Genomic DNA, 24,291 nt, shown 5'->3' with positions numbered 1-24,291 from the left:
ACCGGGTCGGGAGGCGTCTCTTTCGGTGGGGTGACCCGAGGGTCACCGGCAGGTTCGTTGGTGGGGGACATCTCGACTCCGTGCCGACGCCGTCGGATGGTGTGATGAGAACGATAAGGGGGCCGGCGAGGCCGGCCCGAACGTGCGAGAAGGAACCTGCGCGATTCCTTACAGCTGTCCGCGTGCCTCGAGGAAGCTGGTCGCGGCGTCGTAGACCTTTTGGGTCATCTCGTTGCGACCGGCCCACTCCTTCCATTCCTGCTCGGCTGCCTGGCGGAACTTCTTGCGCTCTTCCGCCGGCAGGTCGAAGGGATGCACATCGGGGTTCTCGCGCAGCTTGGCGAGGGTCTCGATGTCCTGCTCCTTGAGGCGGGCGATCAGGTCATACGCCATGGCGTCGAAGGCAGTCTCGAGCGTGGTCTGCAGTTCGGCCGGCAGGCCATCCCAGATTTCCTTGTTGATCGACACGGCAATCATCGGCATGGAGTGGAAGCCCGGGTAGAGCGGATAGGGCGCGAAGGCGTGCAGTCCCTGGGCGTCGTTGTTGGACAGCACCGTGGAGTCGGCGGCATCGATCACGCCCTTTTCCAGGCCGGTGTAGACCTCGGAGCCCGGCAGGTTGACCGGCGTGGCGCCGATGCGCTCGAAGATGTTGTAGACCATGCCCTGGGGCGCGCGGATCTTGAGGCCTTCGAAGTCCTCGAGGCTCTCGATGGGCACCGTGGAGGGCACGGACTCGAGCGGGAAGGTGGCGGCACCGATCAAGTGGCTGCCATAGGGTTCGGAGAGCTCGTTGTAGAGTTCCTCGCCGCCGCCTTGCTTCATGAATTCCAGGAAGTCGTAGGGATCGTTCCAGGCGCCGACCAGGTTCCCCAGCATGCCGAAGGCCGGGTTCTGTCCGGAGAAGTAGCTCGGGTCGGTCATGTGGCCTTGCAGAATGCCGGAGCTGACGGCCTGCAGTGTTTCGGTAGGGCCTACCACGGCATTGATGGGCAGCAATTCGATCTGGACACGGCCATCGGTCATGGTGCCGATGCGTTCGGCCCACTCCTGCTTGACCTTGAAACTCGGCTCACCGGCGGTTTCCGAGGCCTGGAAGGTCCATTCGTACTCCGCGGCATGAGCGCCGGTGACGCTCAGCAGCAGGGCAGAGGCGCCAAGGAGCAGCTTGGGGGTCAGGTGTGGCATCGAATCTCTCCGTTTGGGGGAGTTTGTTGTTGACGTTCGTGCTGGATGCTTGGGGTTGTCGTGATGCAAGCTCGCTTTCCCGATCGGCCGGGAAGTGTCGTTTTCGTGTCGCGGGCATCGGAAACGAGCAGGGGAAATGTTGCGCATAGATCAAATATGTTCAACATATACTTTCGTATGTGTGTACTTTGAGCGTTTCCCGTCGTAGTGTCCGTTGCATGTCATCGGTGGGTCTTGCCCATCGCCCAGGAATGCCGCGAGGAGTCACCTCCATGCCGTCACCGAAGAACGCCAACAAGCCGACGCTGCGCAGCGCCGAATGGTTCGGCAGCGCCGACAAGAACGGCTTCATGTATCGCAGCTGGATGAAAAACCAGGGCATCCCCGATCACGAATTCCAGGGCAAGCCGATCATCGGTATCTGCAATACCTGGTCGGAGCTGACGCCCTGCAACGCTCACTTCCGCAAGATTGCCGACCACGTCAAGCAGGGTGTCCTGGAGGCAGGAGGCTACCCGGTGGAATTCCCGGTGTTTTCCAACGGGGAGTCCAACCTGCGCCCGACGGCAATGTTTACGCGCAATCTGGCGAGCATGGATGTCGAGGAGGCGATCCGCGGCAACCCGATCGATGCTGTCGTGTTGCTGGTCGGCTGTGACAAGACCACGCCGGCGTTGCTGATGGGCGCGGCGAGCTGTGATATCCCGACGATCGTGGTCACTGGCGGCCCGATGCTCAACGGCAAGCAGGAAGGGCGTGACATCGGTTCGGGCACAGTGGTCTGGCGATTGTCCGAGGAGGTCAAGGCCGGCAAGATCTCGATGCATGATTTCATGGCCGCCGAGGCGGGCATGTCGCGCTCAGCGGGCACCTGCAACACCATGGGCACGGCGTCGACCATGGCCTGCATGGCCGAGTCGCTGGGTGTATCGCTGCCGCACAACGCTGCCATCCCGGCGGTGGATTCGCGTCGCTATGTGCTGGCGCACCTGTCGGGCAATCGTATCGTCGAGATGGTCGAGGAGGACCTTCGTCTCTCGAAGGTCCTGACGCGAGGAGCCTTCGAAAATGCCATTCGCACCAATGCGGCGATCGGCGGTTCCACCAATGCGGTGATCCACCTCAAGGCCATTGCCGGACGCATCGGCGTCGACCTGGCGCTGGACGACTGGACGCGCATCGGCCGCGGTACCCCGACACTGGTGGACCTGCAACCCTCGGGCCGCTTCTTGATGGAAGAGTTCTACTATGCCGGCGGATTGCCCGCCGTGCTGCGCCGCCTGGGCGAGGCCGAACGGCTGCCGCACAAGGACGCGTTGACCGTCAATGGCAAGACGCTGTGGGAGAACGTCTCCGAGGCACCGCTGTACAACGACGAGGTGATCCGGCCGCTGGACAACCCCCTGGTCGAGGATGGCGGGATGTGCGTGCTGCACGGCAATCTGGCCCCCAAGGGCGCGGTGCTCAAGCCGTCGGCGGCGACCCCCGAGCTGATGACGCACCGTGGGCGTGCCGTAGTGTTCGAGGACTTCGACGACTACAAGGCGCGCATCAATGATCCCGATCTCGACGTGGACGCCGACAGTGTGCTGGTAATGAAACATTGCGGGCCGCGCGGCTACCACGGCATGGCCGAGGTGGGCAACATGGGCCTGCCGGCCAAGCTGCTCGAACAGGGCGTCACCGACATGGTGCGTCTCTCGGATGCACGCATGAGCGGCACGGCCTACGGCACCGTGGTGCTCCACGTGGCGCCGGAGGCAGCAGCCGGCGGGCCGCTGGCGGCGGTACGCAACGGTGACTGGATCGAGCTGGATGCCTACGCCGGCAAATTGCATCTGGACATCGACGACGAAGAACTGCAAGCGCGCCTGGCCGAGCACGATCCGACCCAGGCCTCGCGACAGATTGCCAGCAGCGGTGGCTATCGCCAGCTCTACATCGAGCACGTACTGCAGGCCGACGAAGGATGTGACTTCGACTTCCTGGTGGGATGCCGGGGAGCCGAGGTTCCACGCCACTCGCATTGACATCGGAGACGCCATGACGACCCAGCGACCCCGTATGACGTCCGACCGGTTGCGCTCGCGTGACTGGTTTGACAATCCCGAACATCCAGGCACCACGGCGTTGTGCATCGAACGCTACATGAACTACGGCATGACGCTGGAGGAGCTGACCTCCGGCAGGCCGATCATCGGCATCGCCCAGTCGGGGTCCGACCTGACACCCTGCAATCGCCATCACGTCGAGCTGGTCAAGCGCGTCAAGGAGGGGATTCGTGCCGCCGGCGGCGTGCCGTTCGAGTTTCCGCTGCATCCCATCCACGAGAACGTGCGCCGGCCCACGGCTGCGCTGGACCGCAATCTGGCCTATCTCGGCCTGGTGGAGGTGCTGCACGGCTATCCGCTGGATGGCGTGGTGTTGACCACCGGCTGCGACAAGACCACCCCGGCCTGCCTGATGGCCGCTGCCACGGTGAACATCCCGGCCATCGTGCTGTCCGGCGGGCCGATGCTCAATGGTTGGCACGGCGTGGAGCGGGTGGGGTCGGGCACCATCGTCTGGGAGATGCGCAAGCGCCTGGCGGCCGGCGACATCGACTATCCCGAGTTTCTGTCGAGGATCGCCGAGTCCGCCCCCTCCGTGGGGCACTGCAACACCATGGGCACGGCCTCGACCATGAATTCCATGGCCGAGGCGCTGGGCATGAGCCTGCCCGGTTCGGCGATGATTCCCGGCCCTTACAAGGAACGGGCCATGGTCGCCTACCAGACCGGCGAGCGCGTCGTCGACATGGTCTGGGAGGACCTGCGACCGAGCGACATCCTGACTCGGGAGGCGTTCGAGAACGCCATCGTGACCTGTTCGGCACTGGGCGGCTCCTCCAATGCGCCCATTCATGTCAATGCCATTGCCCGCCATGCCGGTGTCGCGCTCGACAACGACGATTGGCAACGCCTCGGTCATGCGGTGCCGCTGCTGGCCAACGTGATGCCGGCGGGCGCCTATCTTGGCGAGGAATTCCATCGCGCCGGCGGCGTGCCGGCCATCATCGCTGAACTGCTGGCCAATGGCTTGATCCACGGCGATGTCATGACCGTCAATGGCCGCTGCTTGGCCGACAATGTCGCGGGACGCGAGAGCCGGGATCCCGAGGTCATCCGGCGCTTCGACAATCCCTTGGTGGAAAAGGCGGGGTTCCTCAACCTCAAGGGCAACCTGTTCGACTCGGCACTGATGAAGACCAGCGTGATTGCCGCGGACTTCCGTGAGCGTTTCCTGAGCGATCCCGACGACCCCGATGCCTTCGAGGGCAAGGTGGTGGTGTTCGACGGTTCGGAGGACTACCACGCGCGCATCGACGATCCCGAACTCGATATCGACGCCACCACCATTCTGGTGATGCGCGGTGCTGGGCCGGTGGGACACCCCGGTGGCGCCGAAGTGGTCAACATGCAGCCGCCCGCTGCGTTGATCCGGCAGGGCATCGAGTCGTTGCCCTGCCTCGGCGACGGGCGCCAGTCTGGGACGTCGGGCTCTCCCTCGATCCTCAATGCCTCGCCGGAAGCGGCCACCGGCGGGCCCCTGGCATTGCTCGAGACCGGCGACCGTCTGCGCGTCGACCTTAGGCGCTGCGAGGTGACCCTGAGGGTAGACGATACCGAATTGGCGGCACGCCGGTCGCGCCTCGAGGCCGCTGGTGGCTACGACTATCCGGCGCACCAGACGCCCTGGCAGGAGATCCAGCGAACCCTGGTGGAGCCGCTGGCGGATGGCATGACGCTGCGCGGGGCGCCCGACTATCGGGATGTGGCACGCCAGAGTCCGCCCCGGGACAATCATTAGGACCGCTTGAAAGTGCCTGCACTCGGCGATGGCGGCACTGTAACCGGTCTTGTGCGCGAGTCCGACGGGGGGGCCGGGTATCGCGCTTGACGTTGCCTGAACATCGACAAGCGAAGGCGCTTTTCGGGGGATGTCGAGCGGGGTAGGCTGCCCGGCCTGCATCTCTCATCAGGAGGTTTCATGTCTTCATTTCGCCTGGGGCTGGTCGGCGCCGGCAAGATCGTTCGCGACCAGCACCTCGCCGCCATCCGGGCCACACCGGGTCTCGAGCTCGTGGCCGTGGCCGACCCGCATGCGTCGCTCGAGGGGGTTCCCGGTCATGCATCGCTGGAGGCGATGCTATCCGAGGAACCGTCGCTGGATGCCGTGGCAATCTGCACGCCGGCCCACCTGCGCCATGGCCTGGCCCGCCAGGCGCTGGAACATGGCAAGGCCGTCTTGCTCGAGAAGCCGCCCGGGGCGACCCTCGCCGAGGTCGAGGACCTGAAGGTCCTGGCCGAAGCGCGTGGCAGTGTGCTCTTTGCCGCCTGGCATTCACGCTTTGCGCCCGCCGTGCCTTTGGCCAGGCAGTGGCTGAGCGAGCGTCGCGTCACGGGCATCGAGATCGTCTGGCACGAAGATGTCCGGGTTTGGCATCCCGGCCAGGCATGGCTCTGGGAAGCGGGCGGCATGGGCGTGTTCGATCCTGGTATCAATGCCTTGTCGGTGGTCACCCGTCTGTTCGACAGGCCCTTCTTCTTGAAGCATGCCACGCTCGAGGTGCCCGGCAATTGTCAGACGCCGATTGCCGCCAGGCTGCACCTGCGGGATGGCACGGGCGTGCCCCTGGAGGCGGACTTCGATTTCCGCCACGAGGATCCGCCCCGTTGGGAGATGACCATCTCCACCGAGGACGGACGACTGGAATTGTCCGGAGGGGGGCGTCGCCTGGTGCTCGATGGCGAGGTGGCGGTCGACGAGCCGGAGCGCGAATACCCGGGTCTCTACGCCCATTTCCATGAGCTGCTGATGACGGGGCGCTGCGATGTGGATATTGCGCCGCTGCGGCACGTGGCCGATGCCCTGATGCTGGGGCATCGGAAGACGGTGGCGCCGTTTCACGATTAAGGCAGCCCGTCTAGCCGGGGGCTCCGGCCCAGCCTTCGGCGATCACGTCGCGCAGCAGGGTGGTCAGGGCGGCAGCGCCGGGAGAGAGTCGCTTCTGGCGTAGCGTGATGAGGCCATAAGGCTGGACGCTCAGGGCCTCCTCGGTAGGCAGCACCCGAAAACGCTGTGGGTCGCAGAGCAACTCGGCGACCTCTCGGCTGGTGACGGTGAGCGTGTCGGAGTTGGCGACCAGCGCCAGCGACACCAGGATGTCCGAGGTATTGATGATGCGGGTGGGAGGCGAGAGGTCATGATACATCAGCAGGTGGTCGACACGCTGCCGCATCAGGGCGCCCGGGGGCTGGAGCGACCAGGGGTAGGCGGTCATCTCGGCCAGTGAGGGAGAAGCGGCATCCGCCAGAGGGTGCCCGCGTCGGCATACCACGCTGATGGCCTCCTCGCCGATTTCCTCGAAGACGAAGTGGCCGGGGTCGAAGCCGGCGGGAATGCGCGAGATGACCATGTCGAGTTCGCCCTCCAGCAGCCGAGGTACCAAGGCGGGGCTCACGTCCACATCGACGTTGACCTTGAGTCCCGGCAATTGGTGATGGACACGCTCCAGGGCCCGCGAGATCAGGGTTACCGCCGGCGCCATCACGGTGCCGATGGAGACCGCGCCGGCGTTGCCGGCATTCAGGGCATTGAGCTCGTCGCCGGTCTGTTGCAGTGAGGAGAGGATGTTGCGGGCGTGACGCACCGCCACCTCGCCATACCAGTTGGGTTCGATGCCCCGGGAGTGGCGCTCGAACAGTCGCACGCCCAGGCGTCCCTCCAGCTCGCCGAGCAACTTGGACGCGGCGGGCTGGCTCATGGAAAGGCTGGCGGCCGCGCGGTGCAGATTGCGGTGGTCGTCCAGGGCAAGGAACAACTGCAGGTGGCGTAACTTTAGTCTTACCTTGAGAAACCAGTCGGGTGGCAATTCACCCATGGCGGAGCGACGGGTCATATTGTGATAACCAAATGGATATGGATTACGCGATAAGTCATTATTAGCGGTTAATCTCTCATCTGTCTAATGTGGTCGACGTTCAGTGGAATGTTCCAGGCAGGAGACAACAACAAATGACCGCATTCGACCGCTTCTCAGGTACCTCGGCAGCACCTGGCTCAAGGACCGGAATTCGCAACGGAGCATGGGCCTTGCTGACAGCTCTGCCGCTGATGGCCGGTATCGCTTTCGCTCAGCAGACAAAGCAGGACGGAACGGAAATGGAGCAGCAGCGAAGTATCGAGCAAGGCATTTTCGGCACCCTGCCGGACGGTAGTGAGGTGGCGCTGTACACCTTGACCAATGCACAGGGAGCGCGTCTGTCGGTGACGCCTTATGGCGGGATCATCGTCGCCCTCGAGGTGCCGGATGCCGGGGGGGAATTCGAGGATGTCGTGCTGGGATTCGACCGCTTGGAGGACTATCTGTCACCGGCCTATCGTCAGGCCAATCCCTATTTCGGGGCACTGATCGGACGCTATGGCAACCGTATCGCCGGCGGTGAGTTCACCCTCGACGGCAAGGTGCATACCTTGCCCACCAATGACGGTGGCAACCACCTGCATGGTGGCGATCAAGGCTTCGATCGACGTCTCTGGAAGGCCGAAACCGTCGAGGACGAGCGGGGCGTGGGAGTGATCCTGACGCTGACCAGCCCCGATGGAGACCAGGGGTATCCGGGAGAACTGCAGGCCCGGGTTCGCTATACGTTGAGCGACGATAATGCCGTGATCGTCGACTATCAGGCCACCTCCGACGCCACCACCCCCGTCAATCTCACCCAGCACAGCTACTTCAACCTTGATGGCGTGACCGGTGAGCGGGCCGATGGCGACGATATCCTCGATCATCGCCTGACGATCAATGCCGATGCCTTCACGCCGGTGGATGAGGGGCTGATTCCGACCGGCGAGCTGCGTTCCGTGGCGCAGACACCCTTCGATTTCCGGGAGCCCACGGCCATCGGCGAGCGTATCGGAGCCGACAATGCCCAGTTGGCCAGAGGGCAGGGCTATGATCACAACTTCGTGCTCGACCGGAGTGGTCTGGGCGAGAAGGAACTGGTGATGGCGGCTCGCCTGGAGGCCGGGCACAGCGGCAGGGTGATGGAAGTATTCACCACCGAGCCCGGTCTCCAGTTCTACTCGGGTAACTTCCTCGACGGCTCCTTGATCGGCAAGAGGGGGACGACCTACGGCCATCGCTTCGGCCTGGCCCTGGAAACCCAGCACTTTCCAGACTCGCCCAACCAGCCCGATTTCCCCTCAACGTTGCTGCAGCCGGGAGAAACCTACCAAAGCCAGACCCGGTATGTTTTTTCCACCGTTGCGGCTAGCGCTTCGGCGAACTGACGACGGCGCGAACTGAGCATCGAGCGGGCCTCCCCGCTTGCCGACATCATGCCTCATCCCTCCACGCCCCGGGCCTTCACCGGGGCGTTGACGTGTCCGTCATCGGCACAGGGCAACACACTTTAGTCGCAGCGTGGCAGCATCCGTGACGCGGGTGGTCTCGGTAGTTCGGTCCTTGGCATGAAAGTGATAACAAAAAGGATATTGCATGCTGACGTTAAGTGCATTGGATGGTTATGTGGCCACGGCATAGGGTAGAGGCGCGTCCGGTGCGAGGCATGACATTGCCGGAGCATCTTCCTCAACACGCGACAACAACAAATGCCCGTTCAGGGCTAAGGAGACGTCCATGTCCCGCTTCCCGATCCTCGCTCCCCTGACATTCGGTGCCTGTCTGGCGCTATCGCCACTGACGCAAGCTCAGGACGAAATCAAGCTGGGCTTCATTGTCAAGAAGCCCGAACAGGCCTGGTTCATCAATGAACAGGATGCGGCTACCCGACTGGGGGAGGAGAAGGGCTTCGAGGTGGTCAGGCTGGCCGGGGAGGACGGCCAGGAGGTGCTCAGCGCCATCGACAACCTGCATTCCCAGGGCGCCCAGGGGTTCGTCATCTGTCCGCCCGATGTGCGTCTGGGCCCCACCATCATGCGTCGTGCCGAGCAGTACGGCATGAAGGTGGTGACCGTGGACGACCGCTTCGTCGATGCCGATGGCGAGCCGATGGAGGCGGTGCCGCACCTCGGCATGTCGGGCTACAAGATCGGCCGTCAGGTCGGCAACGCCATCGCCGACGAGATGGAGGCCAGGAATTGGGATCCCGACGACGTCGCGGCGCTGCGCATCACCAACTATGAACTGCCAACGGCCAAGAAGCGCACCGATGGGGCGACCGATGCCCTGCTCGAGCGAGGGTTCCAGGAAGACAACATTTTCGATGCGCCACAGCAGAATACTGATACGTCCAGTGCCTTTTCGGCGGCCTCGCCGATCTTCTCCCAGAACGGCGACTACGAGCACTGGGTGATCTATGCCCTCAACGAAGAAAGCGTGCTGGGCGGAGTGAGGGCCTCCGAGCAGTACGGCCTGACTGCCGAGGATGTGATTGGTGTCGGTATCAATGGTTCCGGTGCAGCCTTTGCTGAATTCTCCCGGGAAAAGCCGACCGGCTTTCACGGCACCGTGGCGGTGAGTTCCACCATGCATGGCCGCCAGACGGCGCAGAATCTCTATGACTGGGTCACCGAGGGTGACAAGCCGAAGGCCAATACCGAAACCACCGGCACCTTGATGACGCGCGAGAACTGGGAGGCGGTACGCGATGAGCTGGGCCTCTGATGGTGTCGCCGCGGTTGCCGCGGAAGGCGTCGGCGGAGCGGCCGACGCCTACCTGAGCGTGGAGAACGTGACGGTCGAGTTTCCCGGGGTCAAGGCGCTGGATGGTGTCAGCTTCTCCGCCCGGGCCGGCGAAGTGCACGCCTTGATGGGGGAAAACGGCGCCGGCAAGTCGACCCTGCTCAAGGTGTTGAGCGGCGTCAACCGGCTCAGCGAGGGAGCCCTGTGGCTCGATGGCGAACGACATGTCTTCGCCAATGCCCGTCAGGCGTTGGCCGAGGGTATCGCCATCATCTACCAGGAGTTGACGCTGTCGCCCAATTTGTCGGTGGCGGAGAATCTGCTGCTCGGTCAGTTGCCGGAACGGCGCGGCATGCTCGACCGCCGTGAGCTCTACGCGCGAGCCCGAGAGATTCTCGCCGAGCTGGGCGAGACATCGGTGCATCCTGCCACCAAGGTTCGCGATCTTTCCATCGGTCAGCAGCAGATGATCGAGATCGGCCGGGCGCTGTTGCGCGATGCCCGCGTGATCGCCTTCGATGAACCCACCAGTAGCCTCTCGGTGCAGGAGACCCGGCAGCTCAAGCGCATCGTCCAGCGGCTGCGCGATGAGGGGCGGGTCGTGCTCTATGTCACGCATCGCATGGAGGAAGTGTTCGAGATGTGCGATGCCGTCACGGTATTCCGCGATGGCAAGCACATCCGTACCCACGAACGCATGACGGGGCTCGATCACGACACCCTGGTCAGCGAGATGGTCGGCCGCGACATCGACGATGTCTATGGGTACCGGCCGCGCTCCACCGGCGAGGTGCTGATGGAGGTCGATGGCCTGTGCGGGCGGGGTGTGAAGGCGCCGGTCAGCTTCTCGGTGCATCGTGGCGAGGTATTCGGCCTGTTCGGCCTGGTCGGGGCCGGGCGTAGTGAGTTGATGCGGCTGGTGTGCGGTGTTGAGTCGCCGAGCGAGGGGCAGGTGCTGATCGACGGCGAGGCGCGACGCTTCGCGACCCCGGGCGAGGCGATCCGTGCCGGTATCGCCATGTGCCCCGAGGATCGCAAGTCCCAGGGAATCTTTCCCATCGCCAGCGTGACCGACAACCTGAACATCAGTTGCCGGCGTTTCTTCAAGCGGCTTGGTGGCTTTCGTCATCCCCGCCGCGAGTTGGCCAATACCGAGGACTATATCAAGCGGCTCAGCATCAAGACGCCGGGACCGCGCACGCGCATCAGCAACCTGTCCGGCGGTAACCAGCAGAAGGTGATCCTGGCGCGTTGGCTCTCGGAACGCATCGAGTTGTTCGTCATGGACGAGCCGACACGCGGCATCGATGTCGGTGCCCGCCGCGACATCTATTCCCTGCTTTACGACCTGGCCGACAACGACAAGGGCGTGGTGGTGATCTCCAGTGACCTGGCGGAGATCAGTGCCATCTGCGACCGCATCGGCGTGATGCGCGACGGCGAGCTGGTCGACATCGTGTCCCGCGACGAGGCCACGCCGGAACGACTGCTGGGGCTGGCGCTGCCGGCCTGACGTCTTGATGACAATAAAACGCGAAAGAGAGATGTCCATGACAACCCAAAAGACTGTCCAGGGCGACAGTGTCCCGTCGCCCCTTCCCGAAGGGCGCCAGGGGCTGGCCAAGCCCTTGCGCACCCTGCTCGATACCTCGGGCCTGTTCGCCATCTTCGCGCTGCTGTTCATCGGGCTGTCGGTGATGATTCCCGACTTCCTGACCGGCCGCAACATGGTCGGGCTGCTGCTCTCGGTGACCCTGATCGGCACCATTGCCACCACCATGATGATGGTGCTGGCCCTCGGCGAGGTCGATCTGTCGGTGGCCTCGATCGTGGCCTTCGCCGGCGTGGTGGCCGCCGTGGTCACCAGTGCCTCCGGCAGCGTGGTGATCGGCGTGCTGGGAGGCGTGGCCGCCGGTGGTGCGGTGGGCGCCTTCAACGGTTTCGTGGTGGCGCGTTTCGGGATCAATTCGTTGATCGCCACCCTGGCGGCCATGGAGTTCGTGCGTGGCCTGGCCTACATCACCTCGGGCGGCGATGCGGTGATGATCACCGTGCCGGCCTTCTTCGAGCTCGGCAGTGCCTCCTTCCTTGGCCTCACCCTGCCGGTGTGGACCATGATCGGCTGCTTCGTGGTCTTCGGCGTGTTGCTCAACATGACCTCTTTCGGTCGTAATGTGCTGGCGACCGGCGGCAATGCCGAAGCCGCGGCCCTGGCGGGGGTCAACGTGCGTCGCCTGAAGATCATCGTGTTTGGCCTGCAGGGTGTGGTCGCGGGCATCGCCGGCGTCTTGTTGACGTCGCGGATGGGTCTGGGCGATCCCAACACCTCGCTGGGCCTGGAGCTGGCGGTGATCTCGGCCTGTGTGCTGGGTGGCGTGGCGCTGTCCGGGGGCATCGCCTCGATCACCGGCGTGCTGGTCGGGGTATTGATCATGGGCTGCGTGCAGAACGCCATGGGACTGCTCAATGTGCCGACCTTCTATCAATACCTGGTTCGCGGCGCCATCTTGCTGCTGGCGGTGATGTTCGATCGCTGGAAACAGACGCGACGTAGTCGAGCCTAGGTGTAGACCGGCTTCGAACAATGCCTGAGCAGCAGTCACCATGAAGCCTCCGGGGGTTGATGACGTCCGGGGGCTTTTGTCGTCGTGGCAGTCGTCTGGATAGCGCCTCGTCGGGGCAGGATAATCGCATCACTTGATGAAACGAACGGAAGGGATGATGACAACGCCATCGAATGCCGTGGAGCTCGCCGTCGAGCTCGACATGAGCCTGGGCGAGAGTCCGGTCTGGTCCGCCAAGGATCACGTGCTGTACTGGGTCGATATCAATCGCGGTCATGTCTATGCCTGGTCGCCGGATTCCCGGCAAGCGCCGCAGCGGCACGATTTCGAGCATACGGTCGGTTGCGTGGCACTGAGCGAGGAGGGGCTGCTGGTAGCTACCGCGCCTGGCTTGACGCATCTGTCGCTGCCGTCTGGCGAGCGCTGCGATCCGGGCGTGAGCAATCCAGAGTGGAGGCTCGAGGGAGGCAACCGCTTCAATGATGGCCGCTGCGATCCGGCCGGGCGCTTCTGGGTCGGTACCCTGAATCCCGACGGGCGAGATGCCTCGCTGTATCGACTGGACGACGAGCGCCTGGTGGCGATCAAGAGGGGGCTTGGCATCGCCAATGGCTTGGCCTTCAGCCCGGATGGCCGCTGGCTGTATCACACCGATTCACCGTCGCGCCAGGTGATGCGCCATGCCTTCGATGTCGGGACCGGCGAGATCGGCGAGGGCGAGGTCTGGATCGATCTGGACATGCATGACCTGCCCGGCGTACCGGACGGTGCCGCGGTGGACTGCGATGGCCACTACTGGAGCGCGCTTTATGGGGGCGCCCGGGTGGCGCGTTTCGATCCCGAGGGGCGCCTCGTGGCGCAATACCCCGTGCCTTGTCCGAATCCGACCATGGTGGCGTTCGGTGGCGAGGACTTGCGTACGCTCTACATCACCACCGCCACCCAGGACATGGACGCAGAGGCGCGTCGCCGTTACCCGCTGGCGGGCAGCCTGCTGGCACTCGAGGTGGAAACGCCGGGCCTGGCGGAGCCCTGCCTGGCCCGGCGATGAGCGTCGTCAGGCAAGTACGCCTGCGAGCCGGAAGGTGACGAAGCCCTGGGCGGGCGTGAGGTCGTCGTCACTTTCGCTTCGTGGGTCCTCGGTCCTTGACGTCGTGGGGGCTCGGGTCGCCGGAGTCAAGCGCCGGTCGTGACGGCGTCGCCGAAGACACGTTCCAGGTGCGCACGGTACTCGTCCTGATGAGTGTCGATGTCCGGTGCCTTGATCACATCGTTGGCCAGGTAGGTCGGCAGGGCACTCATGCCAAGGAACTCCATGGCCTTGTGCACGGGGAAATAAACACCGTCGACGCCGCGACCTTCGAAGAAGTTGCCGGGCTGGTCGAAAGCCTCTCTCGGCGCATTCCAGGTCAGCGATAGCAGGTAATGCTTGCCCTGCAGCAGGCCCCCGCTGCCGTACTGGAGGCTGGGGTCATGGCGCGAGCGGCCGTCGCTGGCGTACAGGCTGCCATGGCCTTGGGTGAGTACCTCGTCCAGGTAACGCTTGACGGTCCAGGGCGTGCCCATCCACCAGCCGGGCATCTGCAGGATGATGGCGTCGGCCCAGAGCCATTTCTCGACTTCGGCCTCGGTGTCATAGCCGTCGTCGATGCGGGTCTCCTGCAGCTGGTGACCCTGTTCGGCCAGGGTGCGGCGAGCCGTTTCGTGCAGGGTGTCATTGTAGCGACCACCGGAGTGGGCAAAGGCCTTGGCACCGTTGAGTAGCAGAATATTCATAAAATCCATTAAGTGGCTAATGAGTTGCGTGCCCGCTAGATGCGTGCGAAAGCGGTGGCCTTCAATGTTCGTCCAGCGAAAAACACTTTCTCGATGGACGCAAAGGTGTGGCTTGGGACGAGGCCATCACGCGAATATCACGGGCGGTGATCGGGTCGTGGGTGGTTCAGAAGCCTCGACGGTTGGGCAGTCTGTGCCGACTTTTCCGTATGATAAATGTGGGTAAAATGGAAACACTTTTACGGAAATTGCAATAGTAAGTCGTGTCCGGCGAGGAGGATCAGACTTGCAGAGTCGTACGGAAGACCTCGAGCTGCTCGTGGCGGTCGTCGACAGCGGCGGATTCAGTGCCGCTGCCCGGCGGCTGGATATCCCGGTGGCGCGGGTGTCGCGCGCCGTGCAGCGACTCGAGCGACGACTCGATACACCGCTGCTCAATCGCACGACCCGCAGCGTGACGCTGACCAGCGAGGGCCGGGTGTTCGTCGAGCAGGTGCGCGAAGGGCTGGGGCGGCTCGCCGAGGCCGAGGAAGCCATGCGCCTCAGTCGAAAGCGGCCCAGCGGGCCGCTGCGGGTGGATGCGGCGACGCCTTTCATGCTGCATCAGTTGGTGCCGCTGATCGGAGGCTTCCGGGACTGCTACCCGGGCATCGAGTTGGAGTTGTCAGCCTCGGACGACATCATCAACCTGCTCGAGCAGCGCACCGACGTGGCGATCCGCATCGGTGGCCTGGAGGACTCCACCCTGCACGCCCGCCCACTGGGGCGTTCGCCGTTGCAGCTGGTGGCCAGTCCGCAGTATCTGGAGCGCCACGGTGTTCCGGTCAGCCCAGCCGCGTTGCACGATCATCGGCTGCTGGGGTTTCTCAATGTCGATAATCTCAACCACTGGCCCGTGGAGGGCCTGTCCCGGCACGGAGCCAATATCCAGCCCCAGTTGAGCACGTCCAGCGGCGAGGTCATGCTTCAGCTTTGCCTGGCCGGCGAGGGCATCGCTTGTCTGTCGCGCTTCATGATCCAGGACGAGCTGGCCCGGGGAAGACTGGTCAGCCTGATGGCCGATCGCATCATCAGCCCCAATCCGCGTGAGCTGGTTCAGGCGGTCTACTACCGCAACACGGCCCTGTCGGCTCGGATCGGCGCTTTTCTGGACTTCGTCGCGCCGCGGCTGCGTCTGTAGATCGGCCGGAGGGGGAAGTCTTGCCCTCATGGGCGCTGCCGATACCTGTCCATGAGTTGTCGAATCCCATCGTAATCTTTTGCGCGATCGAGCCAGACGCCTTGCGGTCATCTGCCGATCGCGCTCGGTTCAAGCATCGGGCACTGGCATCCACGTTGCGGCCCCGGCATCCTGTAGGTCATGAGCGTCGAATTTCACCATGGAGCTGGCAGCGTCGAGCGATGCTACCCGCCCGATTGCCTCAGCGATAACCATGATCACCATCAGTTGCTGGTGGGGCTTGACGGCCGTGTGGACGTCGAAGTGGAGGGGCGCGGTGCGGCCGTGGTACCCGGTGGTGTCTGCGTGATTCCCGCCGCCGCGACTCATCACTACCTGGGGCTGGGTATCGACAACCGTTGCCGCGTGCTGGACTTGCCGGTCGGCCAAGATGCCATTGATGCGTTGTTCGAGCGCATCCGCTTCCTGTGCCTGTCGCCGGAGGAGGCTCGTGGCCTGGACGATGATGCCCTGCTGGCACGGCTCGGTGGCGCGCCGCCCTGGTATGGGCCGCGGCTCAATATGGCGCGGCTGACCCGGCTGGTGCAGGACGATCCGGCCGCGCCCTGGAGCCTGGCACGCCTGGCCGAGGCCGCCAGTCTTTCGGAGCGCCAGTTGCGTCGCAGCATCTTCGAGGCGACCAGCCAGTCTCCCTGGCAGTGGCTGCAGGGCCAGCGCCTGGCCCGGGCCGAGCGTCTGCTGATAACCGGTGATGCCACGATCACCGAGATTGCCCTGGCCTGCGGCTTTGCCGACGGGGCCCAGTTCAGCCGCCACTTCCGCCGTTGGCGGGGCATGACGCCGAGTGACTTTCGTCGCCGGCCATGATGGCCGAAATCGACAAGCTTTGACCGGCCAGGTCGGCAACACTTTCCGGCGAACCGCCAAGGAGCCGAGAGATGTCGACCGAATCCGCTGCATCGCACCGCGCGACCCTGTGGGGCGCCACCACCGTGATCAACTGGGCGACGCTGGCACTGTTCACTCAATGGGCCGGTCCGGTACCGCCTTTCCTGCTGACGGCGCTGTGCTTCGGCCTGGCTGGCGGCCTGGCGGTGCTGATGTTCCTGTGGCGGGGTGAGCGTCGCGCACTGATGACTGCTCTCGGGCAGCCGCCGCTGGGCTGGGTGCTTGGCGTCGGCGGCCTGTTCGGCTATCACCTCTTCTATTTCATTGCCCAGCAGAACGCTCCGGCCGCCAACGCCGGCCTGATCAGCTACCTCTGGCCCTTGCTGATCGTCATCCTGGCCGGGCTGGTGCTGCCGGGTGAACGCCTCAAGGCCATCCATCTGCTGGGTGGTGCCTGTGGGTTCGTCGGCGCGGCCCTACTGGTGGGGCCGGATGGCCTCGACTGGGCGGGGGAATACACGCCGGGCTATCTGGCAGCGTTGCTGGCCGCCTTCATCTGGAGCGGTTACTCGGTGGCCTCGCGGTTGCTGGCGCGCATCCCCACCACGGCGGTGGCCTGGAACTGTCTGGGCGCCGCCATGCTGGCACTGCTCTGCCACCTGGCCTGGGAGCCGTGGGGCTGGCCCGAGGGGGCGAATCTCTGGGCGATCCTGGCCTTGGGGTTGGGGCCGGTCGGCAGCGCTTTCTTCACTTGGGACATCGGCATGAAGCGTGGCCAGGTGCGCCTGTTGGGTCTGCTCTCGTATGCCACGCCGCTGTTTTCGACCCTGGTGTTGATCGGTGCTGGACTGGCCACGGCCAGCCCGACGCTGCTGCTCGCCGCGTTGCTGATCTGCAGCGGCGCGCTGATCGGCAGTGGCTGGCTCGGGCGCCGCGCGTCGGCTAGTCGGCACTCGGCAGGGTGACGTAGCGTGTCTCCAGATAGGCCTCGAGCCCCTCTCGGCCAAGCTCTCGCCCGATGCCGCTGGCCTTCATGCCGCCCCAGCCGAGCGCTGGCGGGGCCACCTGGTGAGCGTTGCACCAGACATTACCGGCCTGGAGCCGTGCGGCGATATCGGCGGCGCGGCCCTTGTCGCCGGCGACCACGGTGGCGGCCAGGCCGAAGATACTGTCGTTGGCCAGTGTCACCGCTTCGTCGTCGTCCCTGACGGTACGGGCGCACAGCACCGGGCCGAAGATCTCTTCCCGCCACAGGCGGCTGGTGGTGGGCACGTCGCGGAAGACCCTGGGGGCAATGAAGTGACCGTGTTCGGGCAGGGCAATCCGGGACCTTGCGGTGGGCACGAGTCCTTCCGCTTCGGCCGTTGCCAGGTAGGCCTCCACCCGCTGGCGCTGAGCGGCGTTGACCAGCGGTCCCAGCGTGGTGGCGTCGTCCAGCGGGTCGCCCGGGACAAGGTCGGCGATGGCGGCATCCAGCCGGGCATGCAGGTCATCGGCCAGCGACTCGTGGACCAGCAGCCGTGAGGTGGCCGAGCACATCTGGCCGGCGTTGTAGCAGAAACCGGCCAGCACCAGCTCGGCGGCCAGCTCCGGATCGGCATCTGCGGTGACCAGAATCGGCGACTTGCCGCCGAGCTCCAGGGAAACGTTGCGGGTTCCCCGGGCGGCAGCGGCCATCACCGCCTCGCCCACGGCGTTGCTGCCGGTGAAGGACAGCTTGTCGACTCCTGGATGGGCGGTCAGCGCCTCACCCACGCCTCGGCCGTCGCCGTGGAGCAGATTGAAAACGCCGGACGGCAGTCCGATCTCGAGGGCGATCTCGGCCAGTGCCTGCTCGGGCAGCGGGGTGACCTCGGAGGGCTTGAAGACTACCGTGCAGCCGGCGGCGAGTGCCGGGGCGATTTTCCAGGCGCTGCTGACCAGCGGAAAGTTCCAGGGCGTGATCAAGCCGGCCACGCCAACCGGGTCCTGGTAGCGGCGCGATACCAGTCCTGCTTCGCCGGTGTCGATCGTCTCGCCTTGGCGTGCGTCCAGTGCCCGTGCCTGGCCAGCGTAGTAACGATAGCAGGCGATGGCGTCGGCCAGGTCCTGATCGGCCTCGGCTCGCGGCTTGCCGTTGTTGCGGCTGGAAAGCTCGACCAGCGCGGCACGGCGCGCCTCGAGCGCCTCGGCGATGGCATCGATGAAGGCACCACGACGCTTGCTCGACAGTTCGCGCCAGCCGGGCAAGGCGCGGCGGGCGGCAGCCACGGCGTCATCCACGTCCGCGGGATCGCCGGCGGTGACCTCGGCGATGGGCGTCTCGCGATAGGGGTCGATGACATTCAGGCATCGCGTGGCACGGCTTGCCACCCAGGCGTTGTCGATGAAGTGGTGTGTCAGTGTGCTCATGAGGCTTCTCTCTGACTGTGCGGAAGACGGCGTGGCAGCCAGCCTCGGCCGCGTTCGGGCTGCATGCCGGGGAAGTGACGTTCCACCTGACGCAGCGCCAGGGTAAGCACCAGCGTCATGGCCAGGTAGATGCCACCGATCAACAGCAGGGGCTCGTAGACCAGGAAGGTCTCGTCGCGGATGAGGTTGGCGGCCTGCAGCAGGTCCATCATGGCGATGGTCGAGACCAGTGGCACGGATTTGAGCAGCAGGATCATCTCGCCGGTCAGGGTCGGCAGGCATAGCTGGATGGCGCGGGGCAGCCAGAGACGCATGAAGACCTGCAGGGGCGTCAGGCCGAAGGCGCGGCCGGCCTCTCGTTCGCCCGGCGGCACGCTCAACAGGGCGCCGCGCAGGACCTCGCCGGAATAGGCCCCGACACTGAGGGTGAAGGTCAGGGCAGCATAGAAGAAGGGATCGCGCAGCAGCGGCCAGATGAGACTGTCCTGGATGCCGGGGATGCCTTCGAGCAGGCGCCCCACGCCGTAGTAGAAGAAGAAAAGCTGCACCAGCAATGGTGTGCCTCGCATCACCGTGGTGAAGCCCTGGGCGGTCAGCGCCAGGGGGCGAGGCCCCTTGAGCCGCGTGATGGCAACGACCACGGCGAGCACCAGTCCACCGATCGCGGATACGGCGATCAACCACAGGGTGTTGATGAAGCCCTCGATCAGGTACTCCTGATAGAACGGATCGCCAAGCCAGGAAAAGTCCATGTCAGGTCTCCTCGGTGGTCGGCTGGCCGCGACGCAGGTAACGTTCCAGGCGCGCGAACAGCGCCGTGGACGACAGTGTCATCGCCAGGTAGATGACGCCGGCGGCGGCATAGAACAGGAAGTGGGCGCGGGTGCTGGCGGCGGCCTGCTGGATGGTGAAGAACAGCTCGCTGTAGCCGATGACGCTGATCAGGGCGGTGTCCTTGATCAGGATCAGCCAGAGATTCGACATGCCAGGCAGGGCATTGGGCAGCATGGCGGGCACGACGATGCGTCGGAAGCGTGCCCAGGCCGAAAAACCGAAGGCATCGGCCGCCTCGAGCTGGCCTCGAGGAATGGCCAGGATGGCACCGCGCAGTACCTCGGTCATGTAGGCCCCCTGAACGAAGGCCAGCACGCCTACGGCGGTCACGAAGCCATTGATGGCCACCTGGCCGGAAAAGCCCATGGCATTGGTCACGGCGGTGAGTGCCTGGGAACCGGCATAGTAGAGCAGGATGATCAGCAACAGCTCGGGCACGGCACGCACCGCCGTGGAGTAGAGCGTGGCCAGGCCGCGAATCGGTGCCCAGGGACTGAGACGTGCGCTGGCGCCGACCAGGCCCAGCGCGAGGCCGATGGCATAGGCCAGCACGGCGATCTCCAGGGTCGTCAGAGCGCCCTGGAGAATGGGGCCGGCCCAGTCGGCCAAGCCTTCTTGCGAAAGGTTGTTCATGATCGTAAAGCACCTTGCCAGGTGCCGACCGAACGCCAGGTCAGTGGCTCTCCGTACGCTGGCGGGATCGGCGCCTCGCTTGCGTTGACATGGTGGGGCCGCCGGCGGGGTGTTGTCGTTCGGCAGCCCGGGTCACGAGATTGGTAGAGGGTGTTCAGCCGGTGCAGATGTCGGTGCCGAAGTACTCCTCGGAGAGCGAACCGCAGGTGCCATCCTGCTGGACCTGTTCGATGGCCGCGTTGAGGTTGGCCTTCAGCTCGCTGTCGCCCTGGCGAATGCCGATGCCGACGCCTTCGCCGTAGGCCTCGTGATGCGGCGCGGTGCCCTTGATCTCGAAGCCTTCGGCCTCGTCGCGCTCGATCAGCTCGTTCATGGCGATCTCGTCGGCCAGGATCACGTCCAGGCGCCCGGAGAGCAGGTCACGGTTGACCTGCTCGGCCTGGTCGTAGAGACGGATATCGACGCCGGTATCGCGCAGGGCGCGCCGGGCATAGGTGGCGTTGGTGGTGGCGCTCTGCACGCCCAGCACCAGGCCGTCCAGCCCTTCGGGCAGGCTCAGTTCCAGGTCGTCGGCGGCGACATAGGCACCGGGAGTGAAGTAGTAGGGATCGCTGAAGTCGATGACCTTCTGGCGGGCTTCGGTGATCGACATGGAGTTCATGATCATGTCGATGCGTCCGGCCTTGAGCGAGGGGATGATGCCGCTCCAGCCGGTGGGCTGGATTTCGCACTCGGCTTCCATGGCCTCGCAGATGGCCAGTCCAAGTTCCACTTCGAAACCGGTCCATTCGCCTTCGGACGAGGTGTAGGTGAAGGGCGGGTAGGGTTCGGCGGAAATACCGATCTGCAGCGGCTCGGCGGCCTGGGCAGCACCGCCGAGAGTGGCGATGGAAAGGGCGATGGCGGGGATGAGGGCGCGTTGCATGGTGTTCTCCTTGCTCATTATTGGAAAGGGAAGGCGATCAGGCGGCCGGCGCGGCGAAGCGCTGGCAGCGTGGATCGTCGAAGACCTCTTCGGGGGTGCCGGCGACGCCGATGACGCCGCGGTCGAGAAACACCACCTGATCGGAGACTTCCCGGGCGAAGGCCATCTCGTGAGTGACCAGCACCATGGTGCGGCCTTCGTCGGCCAGGCCGCGGATCACGCCGAGCACTTCATTGACGCGTTCCGGGTCCAGGGCCGAGGTCGGCTCATCGAACAGCAGCAGGCGTGGCTCCATGGCGAGCGCACGGGCAATGGCCACGCGCTGCTGCTGGCCGCCGGACAGAAAGGCCGGGTAGGCGTCGCGCTTGTCGGCCATGCCGACGCGCGCCAGATAATGCTCGGCCACCTCGGTGGCACGTCGGCGCGAGAGCCCTTGGACTCGCATCGGGGCCTCGGTGACATTGCCGAGCACGCTGAAGTGCGGCCACAGGTTGAACTGCTGGAAGACCATGCTGACCTTGGCGCGCAGCCGTTGCAGCTGGCGCCGGTCCAGGCCGACGACGTCGCCCTGGGGATTGCGGTCGAAACGGATTGCCTCATCCGCAATCGCCAGGTCGCCCTGGTCGGGGCGTTCCAGCAGGTTGAGGCAGCGCAGCAGGGTACTCTTGCCGGACCCGCTGGCGCCGATGATGGAGGTAACGCTGCCCTCGGGGACCTCGAGGGAGACATCGCGCAGCACCTCGAGGTCGCCGTAGCGTTTGACGAGGTGGCGCGCCTGCACCGCCGGGGCGGCGGTGGCGGTCGGAGTGTGATCGTCGAGCGATGATGTCATAGGCGACTCATTGAACGGTGAACAGAGGGCCGGCCGTGTCGCGTGCCGTTTCGGCACAGCGGGCCAGGCGTCGGCAGGCGTCGGTCAGACGGGCTTCGTCGACAGTCAGGCTCAGCCGAACGAAGCCGGCGGCGGAGGAGCCGAAGGCCTCGCCGGAGAGCACCGAGACGCCGTGTTCGTCGAGCAGCCGGTCGGCGAAGGCCTGGGACGACAGGCCGGTGGCGCGTATGTCGACCATCAGGAACATGCCGGCCGCCGGGGGAATGACCTCCACGGCCGGGCAATCCGCCAAGGCCGCGCAGACGGCATCACGCCGGGCCCGGTAGCTTTCGTGCATGGCCTGGAGTTCCGGGATCTCCCGGGTCAGGGCATCCCGGGCGGCGTCCTGGATGAAGTCCGGGCAGCCGTAGAGCATGCTCAGCGCCAGGTTGCCGAGGTGCGCAATCAATTCCCGGGGGCCGAGGACCCAGCCCAGTCGCCAGCCGGTCATGGCGTGGGACTTGGAGAGGCTGTCGATCACCACGCTGCGGTCCTCCAGGCCGGGCAGGGCGGCGGCGCACTGGTGGTCTCCCTCGAAGACCAGGTTGGCGTAGACCTCGTCGGAGACCAGCCACAGGTCGTGGCGATGGCACAGCTCGGCGATGGCGTGCCAGGTATCGGCGTCGATGAGCTGCCCGGTGGGGTTGTGCGGGCTATTGAGCATGATCGCCCGGGTGCGCGGAGTGATCGCCGCCTCGATGTCGGCGGCGTCGAGGCGGAAGCCGGCATCGCTGCGCAGCGGGATGCGCACCATGGTCGCGTCGGTGGAGCGCAGCACAGCTTCGTAGGTGACGTAACAGGGCTCGGGCACGATCACTTCGTCACCGGGGTCGAGCAGGCACTGGGCAACGGCATAGAGGCCGCACTGGGCCCCGGCCATCACGATGATGCGCTCGGGGTCGGCTTCGACGCCACGTCGGCGGTAGCGCTCGGCGATGGCGTCGCGCAGGCTGTCCTTGCCCTGGACGTCGGCATAGTGCGTCGCGCCGGCACGCAGGCTGGCTACGGCACTGTCGACGATAGGCGCCGGGGTGTCGAAGTCGGGATCGCCCACCGAGAGCACGGTGATGTCCTCGCCGGCTTCCCGGCGCGCCAGGGCGCGATAGTGGATGTTCCAGGCGGCGGCGCCTTCGCCGGCGATGCGGTCGGTCAGTCGGGAATAACGCATGGCAATCTCACAGAGTGGCCCGCTCGGGAGTGGCCAGATTGGTGGTGGTGTCGGCGGTGTCGAAGGCTTCAAGACGCATCACAGGCTGGCCTTCACGGCGTCGAGCGCATCGCCGCCGTCGCGAGTCTCGACGCCCTCGAGAAATTCGGCGACTCGCTCGGGGTGGGCGGCCAGCCAGTCATGGGCCACGACGTCCAGTTCGCGTTCCTCGAGGCTGTAGTCGCGGATGAAGTCGCTCTGTTCGTCGGCGCTGAGCACGAACTGGTCGAGCAGGCGCGTCAGGTTGGGATTGGCCTCGGCGTAGGACTTGGCGACGATGGTCCTGACGTCGCTGCGACCGTTGTCGGCACCGTAGACGCCTGCCGGGTCGTCGAGGATGCGGGTGTCGTACTCCGGCACCATCCAGTGGGGTGTCCAGCCGTAGAAGACGATCCAGCGACCTTCGTTCACGGCCGCCTCGACTTCGCTGAGCATGCCGGGCGTGGACGAGGACATGCTTTCCCAGTCACCGAGGCTGTAGGTGTCGGCCTCGATGGCCTTGTTCAGCATGTCGGTGACGGTGGAGCCGCTCTCGATGCTGTAGACGGTCTTGCCGAAGCGTTCGGCCACCTCGGGATCGGCGAGCTGTTCGGCGCTGGTGATGCCCGCCTCGTAGACGTAGCTTGGCACCGTGAAGCCCATGCGGGCGCCGTTGACGTTGTTGCCCAGATCGATGATGGCGTCGGCTTGCATGGCGGCGTCGTAGCTTTCCTGCTGCGCAGGCAGCCACCCGGCGAGAAAGGCGTCGCTGTCGCCGGTCTGCAGGGTGTTGTAGCCGACCGTGGAGCTGAGCTGCTGCTTGCTGGCGGTGTATCCCAGCGGCTCGATGAGCTGTGCGAGGATCTCGCTCTTGACGGTCACGCCGGGCCAGGGTGGCACGACCAGGCGGAGTTCGTCGTCGCGATCGGCGGCCGTGGTGGGGCCGGCCAGGGTCAGGCCGGCGAGCAGAGTCAGGGTGATGGGGATCCTGGTCGTCATATCTCGGATGTCTCCTGATTTGAATTTGTCAATTAGCGTGACTGTCTCTGCAGGACAACCGTGGTCTATGCCCTCTGGTTGATCCGTCGACAGGTCGACGAGGAGGCGCTGTAGACCCTTCTCTCTGACCTGTCCCCGGCTCTTGGTCTACTGCCTGGCGATGAAGC

Annotated in this window: 21 protein-coding genes; 11 read left to right on the top strand and 10 right to left on the bottom strand. The window is 65.1% G+C overall.

Translation table 11 applies throughout. The annotated features are described in order from the left end of the window. Positions 1-168: 168 nt before the first annotated feature. Positions 169-1,188, bottom strand: a complete 1,020-nt coding sequence (locus HSDC_RS03960) for a TRAP transporter substrate-binding protein (protein ID WP_064698593.1) — start codon at positions 1,186-1,188, stop codon at positions 169-171. A 272-nt stretch (positions 1,189-1,460) separates the two neighbouring features. On the opposite strand from HSDC_RS03960, the gene HSDC_RS03955 reads away from it, so the two are divergent. The 3 genes from HSDC_RS03955 (at position 1,461) to HSDC_RS03945 (ending at position 6,144) form a co-directional block, all read left to right on the top strand. Continuing rightward, a complete protein-coding gene (locus tag HSDC_RS03955) occupies positions 1,461-3,218 on the top strand; it encodes an IlvD/Edd family dehydratase (protein WP_064698592.1) in 1,758 nt (585 codons plus the stop codon). A gap of 13 nt (positions 3,219-3,231) precedes the next feature. Continuing rightward, positions 3,232-5,037 (top strand): IlvD/Edd family dehydratase, encoded by a 1,806-nt coding sequence (locus tag HSDC_RS03950; RefSeq protein ID WP_064698591.1) that lies wholly within the window; start codon positions 3,232-3,234, stop codon positions 5,035-5,037. 180 nt (positions 5,038-5,217) lie between these two features. Beyond that, positions 5,218-6,144, top strand: coding sequence for a Gfo/Idh/MocA family protein (locus tag HSDC_RS03945; RefSeq protein WP_064698590.1), 927 nt, complete (start codon positions 5,218-5,220; stop codon positions 6,142-6,144). Positions 6,145-6,154: 10 nt separating this feature from the next. Here the strand turns inward: HSDC_RS03945 and HSDC_RS03940 are convergent, their stop codons facing one another. Beyond that, positions 6,155-7,129 (bottom strand): LysR substrate-binding domain-containing protein, encoded by a 975-nt coding sequence (locus tag HSDC_RS03940; RefSeq protein WP_082919930.1) that lies wholly within the window; start codon positions 7,127-7,129, stop codon positions 6,155-6,157. A 194-nt stretch (positions 7,130-7,323) separates the two neighbouring features. On the opposite strand from HSDC_RS03940, the gene HSDC_RS03935 reads away from it, so the two are divergent. The 5 genes from HSDC_RS03935 to HSDC_RS03915 all read left to right on the top strand — a co-directional run bounded on the left by HSDC_RS03935 (position 7,324) and on the right by HSDC_RS03915 (position 13,492). After that, positions 7,324-8,523 carry an aldose epimerase family protein gene (locus HSDC_RS03935; RefSeq protein ID WP_064698588.1) on the top strand — a complete coding sequence of 400 codons (1,200 nt, stop codon included), beginning with the start codon at positions 7,324-7,326 and terminating at the stop codon, positions 8,521-8,523. Positions 8,524-8,872: 349 nt separating this feature from the next. Next, a complete protein-coding gene (locus HSDC_RS03930) occupies positions 8,873-9,859 on the top strand; it encodes an arabinose ABC transporter substrate-binding protein (RefSeq protein ID WP_064698587.1) in 987 nt (328 codons plus the stop codon). Beyond that, on the top strand, positions 9,843-11,390 hold the full coding sequence (gene araG / locus HSDC_RS03925; RefSeq protein ID WP_064698586.1) for an L-arabinose ABC transporter ATP-binding protein AraG: 1,548 nt from the start codon (positions 9,843-9,845) through the stop codon (positions 11,388-11,390). Before HSDC_RS03930 ends, araG begins: the two co-directional genes overlap by 17 nt. Positions 11,391-11,427: 37 nt before the next feature. Next, positions 11,428-12,441: an L-arabinose ABC transporter permease AraH gene (gene araH, locus HSDC_RS03920; RefSeq protein ID WP_064698585.1), complete on the top strand. Its 1,014-nt coding sequence runs from the start codon at positions 11,428-11,430 to the stop codon at positions 12,439-12,441. Between the two features lie 154 nt (positions 12,442-12,595). After that, entirely contained in the window at positions 12,596-13,492 is an 897-nt protein-coding gene (locus tag HSDC_RS03915) for an SMP-30/gluconolactonase/LRE family protein (protein ID WP_244534411.1), read from the top strand. Between the two features lie 125 nt (positions 13,493-13,617). On the opposite strand, the gene HSDC_RS03910 is transcribed toward HSDC_RS03915, so the two are convergent. Further along, positions 13,618-14,217 carry an NAD(P)H-dependent oxidoreductase gene (locus HSDC_RS03910; protein ID WP_064698584.1) on the bottom strand — a complete coding sequence of 200 codons (600 nt, stop codon included), beginning with the start codon at positions 14,215-14,217 and terminating at the stop codon, positions 13,618-13,620. Positions 14,218-14,503: 286 nt separating this feature from the next. Here HSDC_RS03910 and HSDC_RS03905 point away from each other — a divergent pair, with 286 nt between their 5' ends. The 3 genes from HSDC_RS03905 (at position 14,504) to yddG (ending at position 17,250) form a co-directional block, all read left to right on the top strand. Beyond that, positions 14,504-15,397, top strand: a complete 894-nt coding sequence (locus HSDC_RS03905) for a LysR family transcriptional regulator (protein WP_064698583.1) — start codon at positions 14,504-14,506, stop codon at positions 15,395-15,397. 180 nt (positions 15,398-15,577) lie between these two features. Continuing rightward, positions 15,578-16,264 carry an AraC family transcriptional regulator gene (locus HSDC_RS03900; RefSeq protein WP_064698582.1) on the top strand — a complete coding sequence of 229 codons (687 nt, stop codon included), beginning with the start codon at positions 15,578-15,580 and terminating at the stop codon, positions 16,262-16,264. A gap of 71 nt (positions 16,265-16,335) precedes the next feature. Next, positions 16,336-17,250 carry an aromatic amino acid exporter YddG gene (gene yddG, locus HSDC_RS03895; RefSeq protein ID WP_064698581.1) on the top strand — a complete coding sequence of 305 codons (915 nt, stop codon included), beginning with the start codon at positions 16,336-16,338 and terminating at the stop codon, positions 17,248-17,250. Here yddG and HSDC_RS03890 read toward each other — a convergent pair. The 7 genes from HSDC_RS03890 to HSDC_RS03860 form a co-directional block, all read right to left on the bottom strand. Continuing rightward, positions 17,228-18,676, bottom strand: coding sequence for an aldehyde dehydrogenase family protein (locus tag HSDC_RS03890; RefSeq protein ID WP_064698580.1), 1,449 nt, complete (start codon positions 18,674-18,676; stop codon positions 17,228-17,230). The genes yddG and HSDC_RS03890 overlap by 23 nt on opposite strands. Continuing rightward, entirely contained in the window at positions 18,673-19,428 is a 756-nt protein-coding gene (locus HSDC_RS03885; protein WP_064698579.1) for an ABC transporter permease, read from the bottom strand. Before HSDC_RS03885 ends, HSDC_RS03890 begins: the two co-directional genes overlap by 4 nt. Before the next feature lies 1 nt (position 19,429). Next, positions 19,430-20,143, bottom strand: a complete 714-nt coding sequence (locus HSDC_RS03880; RefSeq protein ID WP_064698578.1) for an ABC transporter permease — start codon at positions 20,141-20,143, stop codon at positions 19,430-19,432. 154 nt (positions 20,144-20,297) lie between these two features. After that, positions 20,298-21,068 carry a transporter substrate-binding domain-containing protein gene (locus HSDC_RS03875; protein WP_064698577.1) on the bottom strand — a complete coding sequence of 257 codons (771 nt, stop codon included), beginning with the start codon at positions 21,066-21,068 and terminating at the stop codon, positions 20,298-20,300. A 37-nt stretch (positions 21,069-21,105) separates the two neighbouring features. Next, entirely contained in the window at positions 21,106-21,900 is a 795-nt protein-coding gene (locus tag HSDC_RS03870; protein ID WP_064698576.1) for an ABC transporter ATP-binding protein, read from the bottom strand. Positions 21,901-21,907: 7 nt separating this feature from the next. Continuing rightward, the gene (locus HSDC_RS03865) at positions 21,908-23,107 is read right to left on the bottom strand and encodes a pyridoxal phosphate-dependent aminotransferase (RefSeq protein ID WP_064698575.1); all 1,200 of its coding nucleotides are present in this window, start codon (positions 23,105-23,107) and stop codon (positions 21,908-21,910) included. Positions 23,108-23,185: 78 nt separating this feature from the next. Continuing rightward, entirely contained in the window at positions 23,186-24,124 is a 939-nt protein-coding gene (locus HSDC_RS03860; RefSeq protein ID WP_064698574.1) for a glycine betaine ABC transporter substrate-binding protein, read from the bottom strand. Positions 24,125-24,291 lie beyond the last annotated feature (167 nt).

Origin of the sequence: Halomonas caseinilytica (genome assembly GCF_001662285.1) — a bacterium.
Taxonomy (GTDB): domain Bacteria; phylum Pseudomonadota; class Gammaproteobacteria; order Pseudomonadales; family Halomonadaceae; genus Halomonas; species Halomonas caseinilytica.
Note: the sequence above shows the minus strand (reverse complement) of the source record. Positions and strands in the feature narration are given on the sequence as shown.

What these genes read in the sequence shown, in the direction of transcription:
- HSDC_RS03915 (WP_244534411.1), top strand. Translation starts at nt 12,596, where the DNA reads ATGATGACAACGCCATCGAATGCCGTGGAGCTCGCCGTCGAGCTCGAC.
- HSDC_RS03875 (WP_064698577.1), bottom strand. Translation starts at nt 21,068, where the DNA reads ATGCAACGCGCCCTCATCCCCGCCATCGCCCTTTCCATCGCCACTCTC.
- HSDC_RS03900 (WP_064698582.1), top strand. Translation starts at nt 15,578, where the DNA reads ATGAGCGTCGAATTTCACCATGGAGCTGGCAGCGTCGAGCGATGCTAC.
- yddG (WP_064698581.1), top strand. Translation starts at nt 16,336, where the DNA reads ATGTCGACCGAATCCGCTGCATCGCACCGCGCGACCCTGTGGGGCGCC.
- HSDC_RS03910 (WP_064698584.1), bottom strand. Translation starts at nt 14,217, where the DNA reads ATGAATATTCTGCTACTCAACGGTGCCAAGGCCTTTGCCCACTCCGGT.
- araH (WP_064698585.1), top strand. Translation starts at nt 11,428, where the DNA reads ATGACAACCCAAAAGACTGTCCAGGGCGACAGTGTCCCGTCGCCCCTT.
- HSDC_RS03940 (WP_082919930.1), bottom strand. Translation starts at nt 7,129, where the DNA reads ATGACCCGTCGCTCCGCCATGGGTGAATTGCCACCCGACTGGTTTCTC.
- HSDC_RS03960 (WP_064698593.1), bottom strand. Translation starts at nt 1,188, where the DNA reads ATGCCACACCTGACCCCCAAGCTGCTCCTTGGCGCCTCTGCCCTGCTG.
- HSDC_RS03860 (WP_064698574.1), bottom strand. Translation starts at nt 24,124, where the DNA reads ATGACGACCAGGATCCCCATCACCCTGACTCTGCTCGCCGGCCTGACC.
- HSDC_RS03885 (WP_064698579.1), bottom strand. Translation starts at nt 19,428, where the DNA reads ATGGACTTTTCCTGGCTTGGCGATCCGTTCTATCAGGAGTACCTGATC.
- HSDC_RS03945 (WP_064698590.1), top strand. Translation starts at nt 5,218, where the DNA reads ATGTCTTCATTTCGCCTGGGGCTGGTCGGCGCCGGCAAGATCGTTCGC.
- HSDC_RS03950 (WP_064698591.1), top strand. Translation starts at nt 3,232, where the DNA reads ATGACGACCCAGCGACCCCGTATGACGTCCGACCGGTTGCGCTCGCGT.
- HSDC_RS03880 (WP_064698578.1), bottom strand. Translation starts at nt 20,143, where the DNA reads ATGAACAACCTTTCGCAAGAAGGCTTGGCCGACTGGGCCGGCCCCATT.
- HSDC_RS03865 (WP_064698575.1), bottom strand. Translation starts at nt 23,107, where the DNA reads ATGCGTTATTCCCGACTGACCGACCGCATCGCCGGCGAAGGCGCCGCC.
- HSDC_RS03870 (WP_064698576.1), bottom strand. Translation starts at nt 21,900, where the DNA reads ATGACATCATCGCTCGACGATCACACTCCGACCGCCACCGCCGCCCCG.
- HSDC_RS03890 (WP_064698580.1), bottom strand. Translation starts at nt 18,676, where the DNA reads ATGAGCACACTGACACACCACTTCATCGACAACGCCTGGGTGGCAAGC.
- araG (WP_064698586.1), top strand. Translation starts at nt 9,843, where the DNA reads ATGAGCTGGGCCTCTGATGGTGTCGCCGCGGTTGCCGCGGAAGGCGTC.
- HSDC_RS03930 (WP_064698587.1), top strand. Translation starts at nt 8,873, where the DNA reads ATGTCCCGCTTCCCGATCCTCGCTCCCCTGACATTCGGTGCCTGTCTG.
- HSDC_RS03955 (WP_064698592.1), top strand. Translation starts at nt 1,461, where the DNA reads ATGCCGTCACCGAAGAACGCCAACAAGCCGACGCTGCGCAGCGCCGAA.